At 66.3% G+C, this 18,398-nt stretch carries 18 protein-coding genes; 14 read left to right on the top strand and 4 right to left on the bottom strand.

The window, feature by feature from the left end; translation table 11 throughout:
• Nucleotides 1-9 precede the first annotated feature (9 nt).
• Nucleotides 10-1,365, top strand: coding sequence for a DEAD/DEAH box helicase (locus tag AC5Y30_RS22425; RefSeq protein ID WP_499921089.1), 1,356 nt, complete (start codon nt 10-12; stop codon nt 1,363-1,365).
• Between the two features lie 18 nt (nt 1,366-1,383).
• Here AC5Y30_RS22425 and AC5Y30_RS22420 read toward each other — a convergent pair whose 3' ends face one another.
• The gene (locus AC5Y30_RS22420) at nt 1,384-1,929 is read right to left on the bottom strand and encodes a class I SAM-dependent methyltransferase (RefSeq protein WP_499921088.1); all 546 of its coding nucleotides are present in this window, start codon (nt 1,927-1,929) and stop codon (nt 1,384-1,386) included.
• A 119-nt stretch (nt 1,930-2,048) separates the two neighbouring features.
• Here AC5Y30_RS22420 and AC5Y30_RS22415 point away from each other — a divergent pair, with 119 nt between their 5' ends.
• Nucleotides 2,049-2,654, top strand: coding sequence for a TetR/AcrR family transcriptional regulator (locus AC5Y30_RS22415; protein WP_499921086.1), 606 nt, complete (start codon nt 2,049-2,051; stop codon nt 2,652-2,654).
• 31 nt (nt 2,655-2,685) lie between these two features.
• On the opposite strand, the gene AC5Y30_RS22410 is transcribed toward AC5Y30_RS22415, so the two are convergent.
• Complete coding sequence (locus tag AC5Y30_RS22410; RefSeq protein WP_499921085.1) at nt 2,686-4,455, bottom strand: N-acyl-D-amino-acid deacylase family protein; 1,770 nt, start codon at nt 4,453-4,455, stop codon at nt 2,686-2,688.
• Between the two features lie 190 nt (nt 4,456-4,645).
• Here AC5Y30_RS22410 and AC5Y30_RS22405 point away from each other — a divergent pair, with 190 nt between their 5' ends.
• The 3 genes from AC5Y30_RS22405 to AC5Y30_RS22395 all read left to right on the top strand — a co-directional run bounded on the left by AC5Y30_RS22405 (nt 4,646) and on the right by AC5Y30_RS22395 (nt 6,726).
• Nucleotides 4,646-5,317, top strand: coding sequence for a TetR/AcrR family transcriptional regulator (locus tag AC5Y30_RS22405; protein WP_499921084.1), 672 nt, complete (start codon nt 4,646-4,648; stop codon nt 5,315-5,317).
• A gap of 169 nt (nt 5,318-5,486) precedes the next feature.
• The gene (locus tag AC5Y30_RS22400; RefSeq protein ID WP_499921083.1) at nt 5,487-5,954 is read left to right on the top strand and encodes a hypothetical protein; all 468 of its coding nucleotides are present in this window, start codon (nt 5,487-5,489) and stop codon (nt 5,952-5,954) included.
• A 136-nt stretch (nt 5,955-6,090) separates the two neighbouring features.
• The gene (locus AC5Y30_RS22395; RefSeq protein WP_499921133.1) at nt 6,091-6,726 is read left to right on the top strand and encodes a cutinase family protein; all 636 of its coding nucleotides are present in this window, start codon (nt 6,091-6,093) and stop codon (nt 6,724-6,726) included.
• Nucleotides 6,727-6,757: 31 nt separating this feature from the next.
• Here AC5Y30_RS22395 and AC5Y30_RS22390 read toward each other — a convergent pair whose 3' ends face one another.
• Nucleotides 6,758-7,645 carry an SDR family NAD(P)-dependent oxidoreductase gene (locus AC5Y30_RS22390; protein ID WP_499921081.1) on the bottom strand — a complete coding sequence of 296 codons (888 nt, stop codon included), beginning with the start codon at nt 7,643-7,645 and terminating at the stop codon, nt 6,758-6,760.
• Between the two features lie 671 nt (nt 7,646-8,316).
• On the opposite strand from AC5Y30_RS22390, the gene AC5Y30_RS22385 reads away from it, so the two are divergent.
• The 9 genes from AC5Y30_RS22385 (at nt 8,317) to AC5Y30_RS22345 (ending at nt 17,124) form a co-directional block, all read left to right on the top strand.
• On the top strand, nt 8,317-9,126 hold the full coding sequence (locus AC5Y30_RS22385; RefSeq protein ID WP_499921080.1) for a SigB/SigF/SigG family RNA polymerase sigma factor: 810 nt from the start codon (nt 8,317-8,319) through the stop codon (nt 9,124-9,126).
• 116 nt (nt 9,127-9,242) lie between these two features.
• On the top strand, nt 9,243-9,857 hold the full coding sequence (locus AC5Y30_RS22380; protein ID WP_499921079.1) for a hypothetical protein: 615 nt from the start codon (nt 9,243-9,245) through the stop codon (nt 9,855-9,857).
• Between the two features lie 30 nt (nt 9,858-9,887).
• A complete protein-coding gene (locus tag AC5Y30_RS22375; RefSeq protein WP_499921077.1) occupies nt 9,888-10,379 on the top strand; it encodes a DUF2231 domain-containing protein in 492 nt (163 codons plus the stop codon).
• A gap of 145 nt (nt 10,380-10,524) precedes the next feature.
• Entirely contained in the window at nt 10,525-11,154 is a 630-nt protein-coding gene (locus AC5Y30_RS22370; RefSeq protein WP_499921075.1) for a hypothetical protein, read from the top strand.
• 131 nt (nt 11,155-11,285) lie between these two features.
• Nucleotides 11,286-12,008, top strand: a complete 723-nt coding sequence (locus tag AC5Y30_RS22365; protein WP_499921074.1) for a TetR/AcrR family transcriptional regulator — start codon at nt 11,286-11,288, stop codon at nt 12,006-12,008.
• Nucleotides 12,005-13,228, top strand: a complete 1,224-nt coding sequence (locus tag AC5Y30_RS22360) for a cytochrome P450 (protein WP_499921072.1) — start codon at nt 12,005-12,007, stop codon at nt 13,226-13,228. The genes AC5Y30_RS22365 and AC5Y30_RS22360 overlap by 4 nt, the downstream gene beginning before the upstream one ends.
• Nucleotides 13,229-13,336: 108 nt before the next feature.
• A complete protein-coding gene (locus AC5Y30_RS22355; RefSeq protein WP_499921070.1) occupies nt 13,337-14,572 on the top strand; it encodes a M24 family metallopeptidase in 1,236 nt (411 codons plus the stop codon).
• Nucleotides 14,562-15,683: a M24 family metallopeptidase gene (locus AC5Y30_RS22350; protein ID WP_499921069.1), complete on the top strand. Its 1,122-nt coding sequence runs from the start codon at nt 14,562-14,564 to the stop codon at nt 15,681-15,683. The genes AC5Y30_RS22355 and AC5Y30_RS22350 overlap by 11 nt, the downstream gene beginning before the upstream one ends.
• 76 nt (nt 15,684-15,759) lie before the next feature.
• Nucleotides 15,760-17,124 carry an HNH endonuclease signature motif containing protein gene (locus AC5Y30_RS22345; protein WP_499921068.1) on the top strand — a complete coding sequence of 455 codons (1,365 nt, stop codon included), beginning with the start codon at nt 15,760-15,762 and terminating at the stop codon, nt 17,122-17,124.
• On the opposite strand, the gene AC5Y30_RS22340 is transcribed toward AC5Y30_RS22345, so the two are convergent.
• The gene (locus AC5Y30_RS22340; protein WP_499921132.1) at nt 17,121-18,398 is read right to left on the bottom strand and encodes a hypothetical protein; all 1,278 of its coding nucleotides are present in this window, start codon (nt 18,396-18,398) and stop codon (nt 17,121-17,123) included. The two genes, AC5Y30_RS22345 and AC5Y30_RS22340, sit on opposite strands and share 4 nt — an antisense overlap.

The raw sequence follows: 18,398 nt of genomic DNA, 5'->3' as shown, positions 1-18,398 counted from the left end.
CACCGAAAAGTGACTATCAGCAAGACTTTCGCCGACCTCGGCGTGCGCAATCAGCTCGTCGATGCGCTCGCCAAGCGCGGCATCACCCACCCGTTTCCGATCCAGGTCGAGACGCTGCCCGACACGCTCGCCGGACGCGACGTTCTCGGTCGCGGAAAGACCGGCAGCGGCAAGACCCTGGCCTTCTCGATCCCGCTCGTCAGTCGTCTGTCGGGCGGGAACGGGCGCCCCTCCCGGCCATCCGGGTTGGTCCTCGCGCCGACCCGGGAGTTAGCGACGCAGATCACAGCGACCCTGGAGCCACTGGCGACGGCCTGCGGCCTGCGGGTCACCACGATCTTCGGCGGCGTTTCCCAGACCCGCCAGGTCGCCGCCCTCAAGTCCGGCGCCGACATCGTGGTGGCCTGCCCGGGCCGGCTCGAGGACTTGATGAAGCAGCGCTTGATCAGTCTCGACGCGGTCGAGATCACCGTGATCGACGAGGCCGACCACATGGCCGATCTCGGCTTCCTGCCCGGCGTCACCCGGATCCTGGCCGCAACTCCGAATGGTGGTCAGCGGCTGCTGTTTTCGGCGACGCTGGACAACGGCGTCGACAAACTCGTCAAGCGGTTCCTGCGAAACGAGGTGCTGCACTCGGTCGACGAGGCCAACTCGCCGGTATCCGAGATGACCCATCACGTATTTCACGTCGCCAATGTCGAGGCCAAGAAAGAAGTCGTGCACCGGCTCGCATCCGGCACCGGACGCCGGATTCTCTTCATGCGTACCAAGCATCAGGCGCGCAAGCTCGCCAGGCAGCTCACCGAGTCCGGCGTTCCGTCAGTTGACCTGCACGGCAACCTGTCTCAGCCCGCACGAGAGCGCAACCTCGCGGCGTTCGCCTCGGGTGGCGCCCGGGTGCTGGTGGCAACCGACATCGCCGCGCGGGGCGTGCACGTCGACGAGGTCGAACTCGTGGTGCACATCGACCCGCCAGCCGAACACAAGTCCTATCTGCACCGGTCCGGGCGCACGGCCCGGGCGGGAAGCGCCGGCGACGTCGTCACCGTGGTGCTGCCCGAGCAGCGCCGCGACACCCAGGTGCTGATGCGCAAGGCCGGTATCAACGTCGCCCCTCAGCAGGTGACTGCCGCATCGGAGGCGGTGCAGGCGCTCGTCGGTGAGGTGGCGCCATACCAGGCCCCCGCGCCGGCCCGGGCGCCTTCGCGCGCGCCTCAGCACCATCGGACCGGTGGGCAGCGGCGCGGCGGGTCCCGCAGGTCGCCGAGGACCGCGCCGACCGAGTCGGCGATGCCTCATCGCAGCGGTACGCGACGGCCCGATCGCCGCCGCTCGAGCCGAGCGCAAGGGAGTGCCGGGTAGCCCGCCGGACAGACCGCGTCATCGCCGGGCCAGCAGCCACGCCTGACCTTCGCCTTCGCCGGCGTCGATCAAGTCCAGGCCGGCAAAGGCAGCGGGTAGCTCTCCGGCCGCCACGCGGAAGGGACCGGGGCTGGCACCAACCTCACTGAGCGCGGCGATCGCCAGCAACCCGCCCGGCGACAGCCGTTCGATGATCGCCCGGTCGAGGCGAGGGTCCCGGAACTTACAGCAGACGATGACGTCGACCGGCGCCCCAGCCGGCAGGCCGTCATCGAGGTCGACGACGTCGAAACGACAGCGATCGCCCACCGCGGCGCGGCCGGCCAGTTCCCGCGCGTGGCCGATGGCCACCGGGGAGACGTCGAACCCCACCACCTGCAGGCCGCGTGCGGCCAGCCAGACCGAGCCGGTGCCCTGTCCGCAGGCGAGGTCCAGGGCCGTGCCGGCCGTGGGAAACAGATCGGCATGGCCCGCGAAAACGGAGGGCGGGGCAACCGAACTCAACGGTGACGGCCCCGTGGCCGCATACCGTTCGTCCCAGCGCTGCCGGTCCGCTTCGCTCATGGGCGCCACTCTAGAACCCGAATTCTTCTGGACAGCTGTCTGGTATCGGGATGCCCCGTTCGCGCCGACCGCGCTCGATGGATGTTGTTGGCGGCGACCCGCGTTCTTACACTGGACGAGTGTCTAGAGATGCGTCGTCCCCGGTCGTTGCCGGGAACACCGCCCCCGCGAACGCGGCCCGCCGGTCGGATCGTCGGCCGGGGCAGACCATTCGCAAGGTCCTCGATGCCGGGCTGACGGAGCTGCGGGAATCCTCGTACGCGAACCTGACGATGCGCGCGGTCGCGACTCGCGCCGGAGTATCGCCGGCCAGCGCCTATACCTACTTTCCGTCGAAGAGCGCGCTCGTAGCGGCGGTGTACCTGCGGTTCCTGCGCGACCTGCCGCTACACACCGACGTCAACGACTCGACCAAGACCCGGGTCAGCGCCACGCTGCGGGACATGGCGGTCGTCGTCGCCGATGAGCCGGAGCTGACCGCCGCCTGTGGCGCCGCGCTGATGGCCGACGATCCGGCGGTCGCACCGCTGCGGGAACAAATCGGCGAGGAAGTGGCCAAGCGAATCGGGGCCGCGCTTGGTCCGGGCTGGCCAAGAGCGGTGAAATCCACGCTGCAGATGACCTTTTCCGGCGCGCTGATGACCGCCCGGTTCATCAGCTTCGCCGAGATCTCCGGGCAGCTCGACGAGGCGGTCAACCTCATTCTGGGCGCATCGGTGGCATGAAAGTTGCGGCATCCCAAGCTAATAGGTGCGCCTAACCGGTGTGGGCCAGCTTTCGCGCCGGGCTGCCCCCGGCCCGGAGGAATTCACCGAAACGCCGCCGGCCCAACTCCGGGGAAGCCTCACCCGCGCCGAAGGCGAGTCTCCCGGACACCAGGACCGCCGTGACGGTCTCGTCGTTGCGGTTCACCATCCGCGACAGCCCGCCGTAGGACTGGACCGGATGCTCGGCGTACCGCTCGAGTGACGCGTCGAGCTTGTCGGGGTCGATGACCACGATGTCGGCGCGGTCGCCTTCGCGCAGCGTGCCGGCGTCGATCTCGTACCACGCACCGAGCTCACCGGTAAGCCGGTGCACGGCGCGCTCGATCGACATGAACGGCGTGCCTTGCCTCTCGGCGTCGCGCACGTGGCGCAGCAGGCGCAGGCCCGAGTTGTAGAACGCCATGTTGCGCAGGTGCGCGCCCGCGTCCGAGAACCCCATCTGCACGCCTGCGCTCTGGGCCAGCTTCTTGAGCAATTCGGGCCGGTGGTTGGAGATCGTGGTGCGCCAGCGCAGCTTGTCGCCGTGCTCGAGCACCAGATCGAGGAACGCGTCGACCGGATGCAGCCCGCCGCGATCCAGACCCACCCGGCCGAAGGATTTACCGACCACCGATTGGTCCGGGCACGCGACGATCTCGGCGTCGAAGAAGTCGCGGTGCCAGACCCTGGGCCCGTATTTCTGGTCGTAATCTTTTCGGAACTGGCGCCGGTACTCCTCGTCGCGCATCAGCTCGTTGCGGGCGATCTCGTCCTGCAGGTGCAACGCGGCGGCGCCGGACCCGAACTCTTCGAAGATCACCAGCGAAATTCCGTCGGCATAGACCTCAAACGGCACCGGCAGATGCTGCCAGCGGAAATCCGCGCCAAGGGCATTGACCGCCCGCGCGAGCCAGTCCATGAGGTAGATGACCGGCGGCAGGGACTTGACGTCAGCGGCCGACAGCAGGCTGGTCTTCAACCGCCGGCGCCCCACCCCGAGCGAGGTGGCCAGTTGAGACACTATCGATAATGGGTTCTTGATGTCGGGCCCAGACTGCAGAATTTTGTTGCGCCGCCGCAGGATAGCGTTCAGCCGCCGGAGTTCGCGCGGCTTGGCGTAGGTCGACGGCAAGGTGCGCGATCGGCAGACCTCGCCGTCGAGCTTGTCGAACAGCAGTTGCTGCGAGGACAGTCCGACGAAGCCTTCGTCGAGTGCGTCTTCGAGCATCGACTCCATCCGAGCCAGCTCCGCCGCCGACGGGCGCGTGTCCTTGCGGGTTGCCCGGTCCAGTCCCATCGTCGCGGCGCGCATGTCGGAGTGACCGATGAACGCCGCAATGTTCGGGCCGAGGTTCAGCTGTTCGAGTGCGGCCACGTATTCCTTTGGGCTGCTCCATGATCGGGCTTCGTTGAGGTGCTCGATGACATAGCGCCGCGGAATCGCCTCGACGCGGCCGAAGATGTCGCCGGCGTCGACGTTGTTCAGGTACACGGTGGACAGCGAGCAGGATCCCAGCATCACGGTCGTCACGCCATGTCGCAGCGATTCGGAAAGTGCCGGCTCACAGAGTGTTTCAATGTCGTAGTGGGTGTGGATGTCGATGATGCCCGGAATCACCCACTGGCCGGTGGCATCGATGACCTCAGCGCCCGTCGTGTCGAGTGGCTCCTCGGCGATGGTGACTACCCGCCCGTCGCGTACGCCGATGTTCCTTAGGGCCGACGGGCCGCCCGTCCCGTCGAACCAGCGCCCATTCGTGATCACCGTGTCGTACTGCATCGGTCGGCCTCTCTGTCGCGCCGGAGCCCCGGATTGGCAGTGATCATACATAATGTGCATATTGTCTCGCCGCGCGATGCGGGCACCACTCGGTGGTTAGCCAGCGTAGTTAGCCAGCAACGATGGCGCCTCGGAGACGTTATGATCCGGCTGTGGGGTTCACCGGCTACGGGTTTGCCACCCGGTAATCATGCGCAGTCACGGTTGGGCAGGAAATACGCCGTCGTCCGATGCGGAGGCGATCGAGCGCATCCTCGACGCCGCGGACAGAATCATCGACGAACGTGGCTCGGCGATGCGGATCGCGGACGTGGCGCGGGCGCTGGGGGTGACCCGCCAGACCGTCTATCGGTACTTTCCTGGAACGCAGGCGTTGCTGGTGGCCTCCGCGATGCGCTCGGCCGACGGCTTCCTCGATCGCATGGCGGCCCACCTGCAGGGCGTCACAGACCCCGTGGTGGCCATCACCGAGGGAATGGCTTTCGCCGTCGAACAGCTGGCCTCGGACAACCAGGTCGAATTCGTGCTGAACCAGCGCCACCGCGGCGCCCAGAAGGTTTCGATCGTCTCCGATACAGCGCTGGCCTTCGGCCGTTCGATGCTTCATCGCTACGACATCGATTGGGAGCATTACGGTTTCGATGAAGCTGGCCTGGACGAACTGAACGAATTCTCGCTGCGGGTGCTGCATTCCTTCCTGTCCGACCCGGGCCGGCCTCCTCGAAGCGGTGCCGACCTGCGCCGCTACCTCACCCGCTGGATCGGGCCGGCGATCGCCTATCCGCAAATGGTCCGCGCCATGGACGCACTGGGTGCCCCGGAGGCGGCGAGAACACGCCGGCGATCTTCGAAGGCCTCCTGAGCCGGGGAGGGCAGGACCGACGAAACTGACCATACATTTACGCCGTTGTGTCAGCGCGGTCGCGCTCCATGCCCCGTCTATCGGGATCCGTTCCCCCGGCTCGGCGATCCTCAACGGGACGGCGTGGTCCACCAACTGAAGGTTGTCCACCAACTGAAGGAGGCTCGGCGTGGTGGGTTTGGGACAGGTCGCGCTGAACAGCGCACCCATCTTCGGTGGTGCGCTGCTCGCGGTCGCGGCGGGGCAATTCAAAGGCCCGGATTACCGAGAAGCGATCAGGCAGGACATGGACCTGCTCGATCGACTGCCCCCCGAGGACGTGGACAGACGCGCTGAACTACGGCGCGCCATCGAAGGTCGCATCGATGATCTGATCGATGCCGCGGACCGTAGCCGAGCGCTGCGCAGGGCCGCCTGTTCCTACCACGGCAATTGGCGAGACGCGGTTCTGCTGCTCTGTGCCGTGCTGTTCACGATCGTCTGGTGGAATGTCAGCCACAGCAGGGACAACTGGCTGCCGATGTTCGTCGTCTTGATCGTGCTGTGCGGGCTGGCCGCCACTTATGCGTTCCGCGGGGTACTGCACACGGCTCGCTCCGCCCTTCGCGCCAAGCGGCAGGGTCACGGCGAGGGCTAGTGGCCGCTCGCGATCATTGACTCGGAGGCTTTCGTCACATTCTCCGCGATGAGCGACCGCCCAACGCGCGTTCCCAGATGTCCTGTGGCACGATCGCGATGTGAAGGCGCATCGTCTCGTCGTGTTGACTTGTGCTGTGCTGTCACCGATTTGGGTTCTGCCCATCGGTCCGGTCGCCACGGTGTCGGCAGAACCATGCCCCGACGTCGAGGTGGTGTTCGCCCGCGGCACCACCGAGCCGCCCGGTGTCGGGCGCATCGGGCAGAACTTCGTCGACACCTTGCGCTCGCTCGTCGACGGTAAGTCCCTGGGCGTGTATCCGGTCGACTACCCGGCCACTACCGACTTCCCCACGGCCGCCGACGGCATCAGCGACGCCGGCAGTCATGTCGAGCAGATGGTGGCGACCTGCCCCCGCACGAAGATGGTGCTGGGCGGCTACTCGCAGGGCGCCGCGGTGATCGGCTTCGTCACCGAGAGCGCCGTCCCGGACGGGGTGCACTTGGTGCAGTCACTACGGCCGATGCCGGCCGAAGTGGCCAACCACGTGGCCGCGGTTGCGCTGTTCGGCAAGCCATCGGGCCAGTTCATGAGCATCATCAATCAGCCGCCGGTGGACATCGGGCCGTTGTATTCGGCGAAAACGCTCGAATTGTGTGTTCCCGGCGACCCGGTCTGCTCCGGCGCGGTCAACCCCGCCGCCCACCGCCAATATGTCGAGGCGGGCATGGTCGACCAAGCGGCCGACTTCGCCGCCGAGCGGCTCTCGTAAGGCTCGACGCGAGCATCGCACGCCAGCCTCGTCACTGGCCCGTCTCTCCGATCATGTGGTGGACGTCGCGCACCGACCATGGCCCGGTCTGGTGATGGTCGCGGTAGCCGAGCAGCCGTGGCGTTTGGCGATCGAAGCTACCCACGAAACCGCCTGCTGCAACAAAGATTCGGCCGGTGACCTCGCGCGACAAATCGCTCGCGAGGTAAGCGTAGACGGGCGCGACGAACTCTGGCGGAGCGCTGTCGAGTGACGCCCGCATGGTCACCTCGTCGAGCAGCCCCCGGCGGTGCAGGTCTTCGATGTGTCGTTCGTATTGCGCACCGGTGGAAAGCCGTGTCCTGGCGCCGGGACACACCACATTGGCCCGCACGCCGTGCTGCCTCAGTTCGGCGGCGATGGCCATCGTCAGCCCGTTGACGGCGCCCTTTCCCGCCGGATAGCCGGTCCCGCCGTAATCACCCAGAAACGCCACCGAACTGGTGTTGATGATGGCGCCGTGCCCCTGGGCGGCCAGCACCGGGGCGGCCACCCGACAGGTGTGAAAGGCGGTGCCCAGGTGGCCGCTGATCAGGCGCTCGAACTCTGCCGGGGAGATCGTCATGATGGACGAACCCGGCGGTTCGGCGATGCCGGCGCAATTGATCAGAGTGTCCAGCCGCCCGAATGTGCTGATGCATGCGTCGACGAGCGAGTGGGCGACGCGCTCTTCGTCTGCGGCTCCGACCACCCCGGTGGCCCGCCCGCCCTGGGCCGTGATCGCTGCGACCGCCTCCTGCACGGCCTGCTCGTCACGCCCGTTGACGACCACACCGGCGCCCAGGATGCCCAGCAGCTCAGCGACTGCTCGTCCGATGCCGCGGCTGCCGCCCGATACCACGATGCCGCGCCCGGCCAGCGGGACCTCGGTGCCGCTCACCGCCCGCTCCCGTAGCGGACGCGGTGAAGACCGCGTAATACGTTGCGTGCGAATCGGTCTCGCCATCGGCGGTAGCCGAGCTCGCCGATCGAGGTCACGAACATCAACCGAACAGTACCCAGCGGGATCGGAAATGAGAATCAACCACCGCAGCTCCCATTCGTCAAACCGGCGATAAGTGTTTGCCAGAGCTCCGGCCACTTCGTCGTCGGCCACGGTACGGCGCACAACGCGCCAGCTAGAGGACGGTCCGACTGTTGACGGAGTCCATAGCTGCGGACCGGCGGCTTGCAGCGACCCCGCTCGTACACCGCGGAAACTGTTCACAATTTAGAAGAATTTGTTGCGCCAAGCCTCGCCGGGCCGAGCGCAGCGGCGTATAGTCTCCAATGAAGTCCGTTATGGACGTGTCGCCGTTTAGCTAAAAGCGGTCCAGTCAGCCGCACGGCTTACTGAGCTCGGTATGGCTCCGGCGAATCAGCCCCAGTCAGCTCCCCGCTCCTACGTGCGCTGGTGATTCGACAGTCCGGCGGATCGAGATGCAGTGGGGGCGAGAATTGCGCATAGCTGCAACGTCCCGGTGCACACGACTCTAGGAGAGTCAGCATGGAAACTTGTTCTCGCGCACTGGTTTACCCGATTCATCGAATGATCATGGAGTGCGTCGGCCGATGACCAACGTTATTTCCGCAACACGTCCGGCCCCGCCACCCACAACCAAAACCGACGATTCGTACGACGATGTCGTCGCAATGTTCGTGGCGCTGCAGCAGCTGCCGGCCGAATCGCACGAGTACGCCCACCAGCGTGAACGCATCGTGTCCCGCTGCCTGCCGCTGGCGGACCATGTCGCCAGTCACTTCGCCCGTCGGGGCGAAGGCCTCGAGGACCTGATCCAGGTTGCGCGGCTGGGCTTGATGAATGCTGTCAACCGGTTCGACCCCGCGAAAGGTCCCAGCTTCATCGGGTTCGCCGTGCCCACGATGATGGGCGAGGTCAGGCGCTACTTCCGCGACTACAGCTGGGGGATGCGCGTCCCACGGCGGCTGCGCGAGCTGCACGTTCAGATCAGCAGGGCGACCGCGGATCTGTCCCAGCAGCTCGGGCGCGCGCCCACCGCCGGCGAGCTGTCCCAGTTGCTCGAGGTGCCGCGGGAGGAGATCGTCGAATGCCTCGTCGCGGGCGACGCCTATCGGCTCGACTCTCTCGATGCGCCGCTCGGCGCGGACAGCTCGGGAACGCCTCGTTCGGTGGCCGACTCCGTCGGCGATATCGACCCACAGATCGAACACATCACCAACCGGGAAGCCTTACGGGTGCTGGTTGCAACCCTCCCGCAGCGTGAACGCGAGGTGTTGCGCATGCGGTTCTTCGAATCGATGACGCAGAGCCAGATCGCAGAGCGGATCGGCGTGTCGCAAATGCAGGTATCCCGGATCTTGGCAAACACGCTGAGCTCCCTGCGCGATCAACTCGAGTAGGCGGTAATTCCCTAGGCGCTGCGCGGCATACCCTGCCGCGCAGCCCTGTACTGTGCGACTGAAATGGGCAACCCGAACTTTGTCGCCCAGCAGTACCGGGAAGGGAGCTCCACGCGATGAGGATGTCACGAACGGTGATCGCGGGTGTCGCAGCGGCGGCACTGGCGGTGGCGGTGGCCGGCTGCGACAGCAACAAGGCGCAGCCGTCAAAGTCGGGTTCGGCGACCTCGTCGCCCTCGGCCAGCGGCTCCGCGCCGGCATCATCGGCGCCGGCGCAGCCCAATGAGTACACCAAGTTGCTCATCCAGCCCAGTGACATCAACGCCCCGGTCCCCTTCACCGCCGCGCCCCCGACGAGCAATCCCAACGGCCAGCCGGGCGTGGCGACCACCTTCAAGGACGACGACGGTAGTCACGCGATCAAGGTGACGATCCAGGTCTACGACGACGCCGATGAGGCCACAAACGCGTTGAACACCGCGAAGGGACAACAGGGCGGCGTGATCAAAGAATCCACTACGCAACCGTCGACCATCGGCAGTGGCGGAACGATGTTGATGGGCAACACCCCGGATCGCAGCAAGGGCGTGGTAATCCTGCTTTTCACCGAGGGCAGGGCGCTCGCCACGCTGGAATTCGACGGCCCAACGGACACGCTGGCCCCGCCGGACTTCGTCAACGACGTCGCCCAAAAGCAAGATGCGGCCATCAAGAAGGGGCTCGGCGGCTAGGTCCTGCGCGACCACCATCGGGGGACGCTGATGAACGTCATCAATGGCATGCCGGCTCACGCCCTGCTGCTGCATTTCGTGCTGGTGCTGGTGCCGTTGACCGCCCTGCTGGAAATCGTCTGCGGATTATGGTCGGCGGCGCGGCGCGGTCAGCTGATGTGGCTCACGCTGCTCCTCGCCGCGGTCACCATGGTGTTGACGCCGATCACCATCAACGCCGGCGGATGGCTCTACGACCAGAAGAAAAATCCCAGCCCGATCCTGCGGGAGCACGCCGAGCGGGGCAGCCTGATGTCGTATTTCTCGGCCGCATTGCTGGCGCTCGCCATCGTGCTGGTCGTCGTGCGCATGATCGAACGCCGATCCGGCAGGAGCAGCGCCGCGACGCGGACACTCGTCGCGATACTCGTTCTGGCGGTGGCGATCTCATCGATGGTCCAGATCTACCGCGTGGGCGACGCCGGTGCGCGATCGGTCTGGGGCACCGCGATCGCGCACCTGACGAAGACCTACCCGGGCTGACGACGCCGCTCGCAGCAACATCCTTCGACCCATGCCGGGCAGGTTACGAAGGATAACTGTCGCGCGCTAACCATATTCTGCGACATGGGCGCTGGCGGTGCATTACCGTTTGCGGTGTCGAAGCCGGGGGCGGAAGGAAACGTTCATGAGCAAATTCTCCGGGCTTGCCTTCGGATTGCCGCTGACGCTGGCGTTGGCGGGCGCGACGGTGGTCGGCTGTAACAGCGGTTCGAAATCATCGCCGGCCACCTCGTCGTCGGGTCCATCATCGACAACCTCGAGTTCGGCGGGCGTCACCACGACGTCGGCGTCCGCGGGCGCCCAGGCGTCCGACTACACCCGGCTACTGATCGCGGCCAGCGATATCAACGCCCCGGAAATCTTCACGGCCACTGCACCGATCAACAACCCCAACGGGCAACCGGGGGCAACCGCGACTTTCAGCAACAACGACCGCACGCACGTGATCATCGACAGCATTCAGGTCCTGTCCGACCCTGCCGCCGCGCAGAGCGCGTTGGAATCCGCGAAGTCGACGCGTGACGGCTACGTCCACGGGCCACCCCAGCCGATCGAGATCGGCACAGGGGGCACCACGATCTCAGGCCCCTCGCCGGACGGGGCCAAGGGAGTCACCCTGCTGCTGTTCACCGAAGGAAAGGCCTTTGTCGAATTGGAATTCGACGGCCCGCCCAACTCTCTCGTGCCGCCGGACTTCGTCACCGACGTCGGCCAAAAGCAGGACGCCGCGGTCAAGAAAGGACTCGGCGGCTAAAACGGTGACCCGTTGCGCCGCTTTCAGATTCGCCGAGACGATGAATCGCCGTCGACGAACCGTCGTTTGGCCGGCCGCGTTAGCCTGGGCGCCGCGCAATAAATAAATTGCTTGATTTAACGCGGCGCTAGGTGTTCACTGAGGCGATGATTGCCGAGCGGGTTGCTCGCCCCGACCGGTCGACGGGCACCCGCGAGGCCATCTTGTCGGCCGCCGAAGTGCTTTTCGCCGAACGCGGGATGTACGCCGTGTCGAACCGGCAGATCAGCGAAGCGGCCGGACAGGGCAACAACGCCGCGGCGTGCTACCACTTCGGCACCAGGATCGATCTGCTCCGCGCGATCGAAAGCAAACATCGCGAGCCGATTGAGGACTTGCGTGCCCAGATGTTGTCCGCCATCGGCGATTCGACCGAGTTGCGCGACTGGGTCGGCGCATTGGTGCGTCCGTTGACCGATCATCTGTCCGCGCTGGGATCGCCGACGTGGTACGCGCGCTTCGCCGCACAGGCCATGGCCGATCCGACCTACCGACATGTGGTCACCAAAGACGCACTGTCGTCACCGTTGCTGGTGAAAACGCTCGACGGCATCGACCGCTGCCTACCGGAGCTGCCCAAGCGAGTGCGCGCCGAACGGATGGTGATGGTGCGCAACCTGCTCATGCACACCTGCGCGGAACACGAAGGCGCACTGGCAGAGCATGGGCCGCGGTCCCGTTCGCCGTGGCCGGTTGCCGGCGAAGGACTGATCGACGCGATCGTCGGCCTGTGGCGCGCACCGGTGCACGTCGGTGCGGCCGGCGGCCAAGCAGAACGGGCAACCGCGCAGGACAACAACCGAGGAGCACGATGACCGAGGGATCCACCGCGACCGATATCCCGGAGTTTCCGATGGCACGGGCGCCCGGCTGCCCGTTCGCCCCTCCCCCGAAGCTATTGGGACTCAACGCCGACAAGCAGTTGAGCAGGGTCAGGATCTGGGACGACAGCACCCCATGGCTCATCCACGGCTACGAGGCGATCCGCGCGCTGTTCACCGATTCCCGCACCAGCGTCGACGACCGGTTGCCCGGCTATCCGCACTGGAATGAAGGCATGCTGGCCACGGTGCACAAGCGGCCGCGCTCGGTGTTCACCTCCGACGCCGAAGAGCACACCCGGTTTCGCCGGATGCTGTCTAAACCGTTCACGTTCAAGCGAGTTGAAGCGTTACGGCCCGCGGTGCAGAAGATCACCGACGACCACATCGATGCGCTGCTGGCGGGCCCGAAGCCGGGCGACGTCGTCGGCACCCTGTCGCTGCCGGTTCCCTCGCTGGTGATCAGCGAACTGCTGGGTGTGCCCTATGAGGATGCGGAATTCTTTCAGGCACAGGCCCAGCGAGGCATGGGCCGCTACGCGACCGAGCAGGACACCGCCCAGGGCGCCGCCTCGTTGGCGAAGTATCTGGCCAACCTGGTTCGGGCGAAGATGCAAAATCCCTCAGAGGATTTGGTTTCCGACCTCGCCGAGCGGGTCAACGCCGAAGAGATCAGCGTGCGCGAGGCGGCACAACTCGCCACGGGCGTGCTGATCGCGGGCCATGAGACCACCGCGAACATGATCAGCCTGAGCATCGCGGCGTTGCTCGAGCATCCCGATCAACGCGCCCTACTGCGTGACACCGATGACCCCAAGGTCGTCGCGACCGCGGTCGAAGAGCTGATGCGCTTTCTCAGCATCATCCAGACCGGCCAGCGCCGAATCGCCATCGAGGACATCGAGATTGGTGGCGAGACGATCCATGCCGGCGACGGGATCATCTTGGACGTCGGCCCGGCCAACTGGGATGAGCGTCAGTTCCCCAACCCGGACCGGCTGGACCTGCTCCGAGAAGACGGGCCGCACGTCGGCTTCGGCTACGGCCGTCACCAATGTGTGGGTCAGCAACTGGCCCGCATGGAATTGCAGATCGTCTTGCCCACGCTGCTGCAACGCGTTCCGACGTTGCGGCTTGCCGTGCCACTGAATGACCTTCCGTTCAAGCACGACGCGCTGGCCTACGGCCTCTACGAGCTGCCCGTCACGTGGTGAAGTCCGAACTGCTGTTGGCAGTTCCAGATTGGCGTGGCAGATTGGCCGTAGTGACCGGGGCCAACAGCGGTCTCGGCGGCAATATCAAGGAGTTCCTGGGGACCCCGCATGACGGACTCACTTACCGCTAACGCCTCGGTGCTCGACATCCCCGATGAGCCGGACTGGCCACGCATGCGCACCGAGACCGGAGCACGGCTGCGGTCCGCGATGGCCGAACACGGTGTCGACGCGCTGATCTTGCTGATGAACGGATACGTCGGATACGCGACGGGTGCCAGCTGGCCGCTCCTGGACGCGGGCCTCTCGCACATGGAGCGCCCGGTCGCCGTGGTGCTCGCCGAGGACGTGCATCCGCACCTGTTCATGCCGTTCCGCAGCGGGGCGTCCCTGGAATATCCCGTGCCCGACGATCATCTGCATGGCCCGGCCTATCTCGAATCCGACTATGGCGTGCGGGATTTCGCGCGGTATCTGGCCGGTCTGGTCCGGCCGGGGGCACACATCGCCGTCGACGAACTCACCGGTGCGATGCGGCGGGCGGCGGACACGCTGTTCCCCGGCGGCCCGCCGACGGATGCGGCGATCGTGCTCGGCGCCGCCCAATTGGTGAAGACCCGCGACGAGTTGTCCTGTCTGCGCAGGGCGGCCCGCATCACCGAACAGGCGATCGTCGACGTGCAGCAGGCGCTACGACCCGGTGTGCGACAGATCGATCTTTCGGCCAGCTTCGTCCGGCACGCGTTCGAACTCGGCGCCACGACCAACATGCTGGAGGCCATCTGGCAGGTGATGCCGACTTCGCGGGAGGCCGGGGTATGGACGACGCACGGTGACCTCGCGCTGCCGCTGCTCCCGACCGATCGGGAACTGGCCGCCGGCGATGTGTTGTGGACCGATATCAGCATCGCGTATCACGGGTACTGCTCGGACTTCGGACGCACCTGGATCGTCGGCGAATCGCCCACGCCGAGACAGCAAGACCAATTCCGGCAGTGGCGCGCAATTTTGGACGCCGTGCTCGCGGTCACCAAAGCCGGCGTGACGTCGGGCGACTTGGCGCGCGCCGCGATCGCGGCCAATGGCGGCCGCAAACCGTGGCTGCCGCACTTCTATCTGGGCCACGGCATCGGCACCTACCCCGCCGAAGCTCCGATGATCGGAACGGACCTCGGCGAGGAGTTCGACGACAACTTCGTCTTTTCTCCCGGCATGGTTTTGGTGCTCGAACCCGTGGTGTGGGAGGACGGCACCGGAGGCTATCGCAGTGAGGAGATCGTCGTGATCACCGAGGACGGCTATGCGCCGATCACCGACTACCCCTATTCCCCCTATGGCCACTGAAGTCCTGCCCGATACGCTCGCGTTGCGGTCCGGTCGGCGCGAACGGGCGCTGGCCCAGATGGAGCGGCACGGTCTGGACATCCTGGTGCTCGGCCGGCAGGCCAACATCCGTTACGTCACCGGCGCCCCGCAGTTGTGGATAGCCGGTACCCGACCCTTCGGGCCGATGTGTGTACTGGTGCGCGCCACCAAAGACATCTACCTCAACAGCACCGACGACGAGGGCGTTCCGGAGGAGATCGGCCACGATCACCTGTACGGCCTGGCCTGGAACCCGATGACGCTCATCGACGTCCTGAAGAAGATCGACGGCGCCGAGGCTGCGCGGCGGGTCGGAACCGACGCGATTACACCGACTTTCGCGGCACTGCTGCCCGAGGCATTTCCCAATGCCGAGCTCGTCGATGCCGAGCCCGCGATGCGTGCGGCGCGGCGCGTCAAGACCCCCGATGAAATCGCGGCGATGGATCAGGCCGTGCGTGTCGCCAAACACGGGATGGCCACCGCCCTAGCCGAATTGGCGCCGGGAGTTTCGGAGCGGACACTCGCCGGGGTGATGATGGAGGCGATGGCCGCGGGCGGAGTGAGCACGCCGGCAACCCAGGACGCCGCCTGGGTGACGTCGCGAGAACAGCCGTGGCGGCGCGCTGCTGCGCACGAGGTCGGGTCGGGCGATCTCGTCGCCTTTGCCGCCGGTGCGCTGGCGAATGGTTATGTCGCCGAAGTCGGCCGCACCTGGCCGGTCGGCGATACCGTCACCGCTGAGGTCCGCACGCTCTTCGAGCGCTCGGATGGGTTGTACGACAAGATGCTTGCCGCCTGCCGGGCGGGCGCGGACACCCGCGATCTGCTTGCCGCATACGACGCGGCCGGTGAACCGATCCCGCCGATGCCGGTCGCGCACGGGCTGGGCCTGGGGTTCGATCCGCCCGTGGTGTCCGAAACACTCTTGGCTGCGGGCGAACACGACCGGATCGAGGCCGGGATGGTGTTGGCGATCACCGGGTATGTGTGGCAGCAGGGCGTCGGCGCCGTATTCCGTCGAGACACCGTGCACATCGCCGAGAGCGGTGTCGAGGTGCTTACCCTCAGCCCGTCGTGGAGCCAATGAGAAAACTTGTGCCACTTTGGTTTCAGTGGTCACAGGGTCGCCGTTTCTGTCGGTGGGTGCGGCTAGTTTCGACGGTGTGGGTCCGAGTGATCAGCAGGATGTCGATGCGGTGTTCGACGCAATCGATGCCGCGTGGGATCGACTCTGCGCGCTGAACTTCGACGCCCTGCACCCGCAGCAACAGCTGGCGGTGTTACAGCGTTGCGAAAAGCAGCGCCGGCGCATCCCAGCCGTCGAGCATCCGTTGATCAATTCCCTTGCCCGCCAAGCACCGTCCGAGGAGCTCGGCGGAACGCTGTCGCATGCGATCGCGGAGACGACGCTGATCAGCCGCGCCGAAGCCGCCCGCCGCATCAAAGAGGCGCGCGATTTGGGCCCCCGCCACGGCCTGACCGGCGAGCCGCTCGCACCGATGCTGGCGGCGACCGCGGCGGCCCAACGCGACGGCGCGCTCGGCACCGGCCAGGTCTCGGTGATCCGCAAGTTCTACCACCAGCTGCCCGCCTGGATAGATGCGGCCACCCGCGAGCAGGCCGAGGCCAAACTTGCCATGGAGGGAACCCGGTATCGGCCCGAGCAGCTCGGCAAGCTGGCCGACATCTTGGCCGATTGCCTCAATCCCGACGGCACCTTCACCGACGAGGACCGGGCTCGGCAGCGCGGCCTGACGCTGGGCAACCAGCAAGCCGACGGCATGTCGGCGCTGGGCGGCTGGCTCACCCCCGAGGCGCGCGCCACGTTCGAGGCCGTCTTGGCCAAACTGGCCGCGCCGGGCATGTGCAATCCACTGGACGAAATCCCCTGTATAGATGGGGCTCCCACCCAAGAGGCCATTGAGCGCGATCCGCGATCGGCCGCCCAGCGCAACCATGACGGACTCAACGCGGCGCTGCGAGGCCTACTGGCTTCCGGCGAGTTGGGTCAGCACAACGGCTTGCCGGCCTCCATCGTGGTGACCACGACGCTTCAAGAGCTCGAATCCGCCGCCGGACGCGGATTGACCGGTGGCGGCACCATCCTGCCGATGAGCGACGTGATCCGGCTGGCTCGTCACGCGCATCATTATTTGGCGATCTTCGACAAGGGCAAGGCCCTGGCGCTGTATCACACCAAACGCCTCGCCTCACCCGGGCAGCGAATCGTGTTGTACGCCAAGGATCGTGGCTGCTCGGCGCCCGGGTGCACCACACCCGGCTACTACTGCGAGGTCCACCACGTCACCGAGTACGCCAGGTGCCAGACGACCGACGTCAACGACCTCACCTTCGCCTGCGGACCCCAGCACCGCCTCCTGCGACCCGGCGGGTGGACCACCCGCAAGAACGCCAGGGGCGATACCGAGTGGCTTCCGCCCCCACATCTGGACCGGGGTAGGCCCCGCGTCAACGTGTTTCATCATCCCGAGAAGCTGCTGCACGACAGAGACGACGACGCACCCTAAGCGACGCGCCCTTCCTCGGCCAAGGCTTCGTCAAGCAGGCCGCCAAGCGGGTACCGCTGCCACAACAGCAGCAGATTCGACAGCATCTGCAGCGGTGCGCGCACGCCCTCGTCGTCCCTGATCCGCGGGTCCGTGCGGCTGCTCGGTGCGACGTCGAATCGCTTACGTAGCAACGCCGGTACGTCCAGCAGCCAGGCCACGCCCATCACCGCCGCATACAGCAGCGTGTGGCGGCGCAGCCGGTCCGGCTCCAGGCGTGGACCGCCACAACGTTCGAATTCGGCGACGAAGAGCTCCAGCATGTCGTCGAGATGGACATCCCACAGGTAGTTCTCGGCGCCGGACATCGCCCCCCACAGGGCCATGCCCAGGTTCATCTGGCCGACGCAGCCCCAGTCCATCAGGCCGCAGCGCAGAGTGCCGTTGTCCTCCCGCCAGAACCAGGCGTTGTCGATATTGGCGTTCCAGTGGCACAGCGCGATGTAGTCGCCGTCGGCGGCCAGGTGATCGGCGACCGCGTTCTCGCACAGTGCTAACCGAGGCGCCTCATCGGCCAAGCGCGCCAAGAACTCCGGGGAGCCGGCGCCAGCCGGCACCAGCCCGGGGCAAACGCCGACGAACTCGGCCAGCTGATCGACCCGCCGTTTCAGTTTGGCCGCCGGTAGCGGCGCACGCTTTCCGACGGTTGCCGCCCGCACATCCAGCGGAAAGTGCGCGGTCTGTTCCGCGGGCAGCCGGCCGGACCGGTGCGTGCCGGCAAGCCGCGCCAGCGCGGTGAGCAGCGCGCGGTAGTGCTCCACCGGCGCGGGCATCTCGTAATCGAGGCACTTGTGGTATTGGCGTTCGATCCCGTTGGCGCCGAGATTGATTCGTTCGGTGATCAAGATCCCGGCGCCGCTACGACGGTGATAGTCGGCGAACTGCGGGCTGGGCACCGCGATGGGGAATCCGGGCGCTCGTGCCAAGGAGGCGAACCGCACCTCGGACTGCATCTGGGTCTTTCCGCGATCGCGCACCGGATCGTCGAGATCGCGGGAGAACTTGACGAACAGGTCGGTGTGCAGATCCGGTGCGGGCTTTTCGTATTCGACCGACAACACGACCTTGCGTCCGGTACTTCCACCGCTGATCTCGCGGAAGTCACCGATCCGGGCGACGCCGTTGCGACCCAGCACTCCGGAGGCCCGCAATGCGTCGGTCAAAAACCGCACCCCGCCGGAGCGCAATGCCGCGGGATCAACCGGGAACGGCAATCCGCAATGATCGCCGATCAC

The organism is Mycobacterium sp. NGS27, from assembly GCF_059813005.1.
The sequence above is the reverse complement of the archived record's forward strand: the minus strand, read 5'-3'. Positions and strand labels throughout refer to the sequence as shown.